Genomic DNA, 2,381 nt, shown 5'->3' with positions numbered 1-2,381 from the left:
GGGGTGGGCCGCCAGGGGCAGGAGCTGCTACATCCGGCTCAATCGAGTGGAATCTGGCCACCGAGTCGGGCGCCATCATCTCGTCATCCATCAACTCGGCCATCATCGACTCGGCCATCATCGGGGCGGCGGCGGGCTGGGCCCAGCCCCGGGGCGTCTCCACCGGTTGGACGGCCTGGTGGGGGGCGGTGCCGTGGGTGACCACGCGGCTGTCGACCGCGACGAACGCGGTGAAGCGGCACAGGACGCCGAACCGGAGGGACGTGTTGACGATGCGTTGTTCCAGGTCGTCGGGGCCGCCGGTCGTGTAGCGGTCTTCCAGGTCGCGCAGGTGCGCGCGGGCCCAGATGGACGTGGCGGCGGAGTTCTCGGTGACGATGCCCGTGGCCTGCTGTTGCCAGGCCGCCCCGGTGGAGCCGGTGCCGCGGACGGTCAGCGATCCGGCGGGGGTTCCGCGGAACCGTCCCGCGATCACCAGCGGTACGCCGGGGAAGAGTGCCCCCAGCCGGGCCGGGGCCACGGAGTCGGGCATGATCTCCAGGCCGTCGGCGTGCAGGCTGAGCCCGGTCGCGAGTGGCGCGGCGATCTGGTGGTGGATGTGCTCCATCGCCTCGTCCAGGCGGTCTTCGGACTCGACGAGTTCGCAGCGGCCCTGGCCGATGGCGGCGAGACGGTTGAGGAAGCCCGCGTTGACGGCCTGGTCGATGCCGACCGTGTGGACGCGTACGTCGCGCAGCCGGGGTTCCAAGCGGGCGAGGATCTGGTCCTCGTTTCCGACCTGCCCGTCGGTGATGAGCACCAGCACTCGGTCGCGGCCGGTTTCGGTGAGGAGGCGGCAGCCCTCGTCGAGTGGCGTGAGCATCTCGGTGCCGCCGCGCGCGTGCAGCGCCGCCAGGTGCTCGACGGCGCGGAACCGGTTGCGGTCGGTGCCCTCGACCAGCTCCGTGCCGAGGTCCCGGGGGCGTTCGATGACGGTGTCGAACGACAGGACGGCGAATCTGTCCTCGGTGCGGAACGTGTCGACGATGCGGGCGGCGGCGCGGCGGGCCGCGACCATCTTCCAGCCCTGCATGCTGCCGGAGCGGTCGAGGACGAGCACCACGTCCCGCGGCCTGGGCCGTGCCTCCCCGGAGGGCAGGACGGTCAGGGTGAACGTGCCCTCATCGCCGGTCTCGTCCGGGGCCAGGGAGAGCGCCGCGCTTTCGTGCGGGGCGTAGTCGAGGCGCAGGATGAAGTCGCGGTCGAGGCGTTCACCTGGTTGCAGCCGCACGGTGGTGCGCTCGCCCTCGTCTTCCTCGGCGACGACGTGGAGCGCCGAGCGGATCTGGGTCAGTGGCAGCCCGGCCGGGTCGATGTCGACGGTGATGGCGAGCTGGACGGGGTTGGGGAATCCGGGGAGGAGGACGGGCGGGCTGATGCGGGACGCGTCCTGGACGGCGTCGGTGTCGTCGGCGACTCCGGAGCCGGAGCGCTCCCCGTCCAGTGGGGTCCCCGGAATGTAGCGGGGCGCGACGACGAGCGGGAAACGGAACACCGCGCTTGAGGCCGACTCGTGGGGAAGGGGCTGATCGAGCGTCAGCGTGATCGTCACGCGTTCGCCGGGGAGGATGTTGCCCACCCGCATGGTGAAGACGTCCGGGCGGTCCTCCTCCGCGATCGCGGCGCGCTGCCCGGCGGCGATGGCCGTGTCGTAGTCCTGCCTGGCTTGGCCGCGTTCCTTCAGCGTCCCCTCGATGACCCGGTCGGCGGCCTCCATGCGCAGCGCGGTGACGGCGGCGCGGTCGGGCAGCGGGAAGACGTAGGTGGCCTCCAGCGGAACGTCGAACGGGTTGCGGAACCCTTGGACGACCTCAATGCCGGCGGCCGGCCCGGTGATCGAGGCGTGCACGCTCACGGAGTCGAGCGGCAGGTTGCCCCTGTCGGTGCTGAGGGCGCCGATCCCGCGGTCGGTGCCCGGGGGCTCGGTGTCGGGTAGCGGCAGTATTCGCACGGTCACTGGGACCTCCGGGTGGGGTCGGCGGGCAGGAACGCGGGGCTTGTGGTGGGGGTGAGGAGGCCGCGCCGGTGCAGCTCGTCGAGCAGCGGACGTGCGGCGGTCTCGATGGCGGCCAGGTCTTCGCCGTCCAGCGCGGGAACGTCCAGGAGAAGGGTGAGGCCGGGTGTGAGCCGTACGCCTTGGACCACGGTGGGCCGAGACTCTGCGGGGGCGCCCGTCCCGTAGTCGGTGGCGACGGCCGCCTCGGTGTAGGAGATGTCGGGACGCACTCGCCAGAAGGCGTGGTGAGCGGCATCGTGTTCGTCGCCGGTGGGGGCGGCTTGCGGAGCAGTGCCGGCTGCTCGCTCGGCTTCGTTGGCCGGGGTGCCCACGGGGGGTGTGGCGG

The 2,381-nt window shown here is 72.1% G+C and carries 1 protein-coding gene and 1 pseudogene; both read right to left on the bottom strand.

The window, feature by feature from the left end:
• A partial coding sequence (locus E1289_RS37300) for a VIT domain-containing protein (protein WP_131988857.1) occupies positions 1-1,996 on the bottom strand: 1,996 nt, incomplete at its 3' end.
• A pseudogene (locus E1289_RS37295) lies at positions 1,993-2,381 on the bottom strand (hypothetical protein); the annotation flags it as partial. The gene E1289_RS37300 and the pseudogene E1289_RS37295, both read right to left, overlap by 4 nt.

Source organism: Actinomadura sp. 6K520 (genome assembly GCF_004349245.1).
In the GTDB taxonomy this organism is placed as follows: domain Bacteria; phylum Actinomycetota; class Actinomycetes; order Streptosporangiales; family Streptosporangiaceae; genus Spirillospora.
Note: the sequence above shows the minus strand (reverse complement) of the source record. Positions and strands in the feature narration are given on the sequence as shown.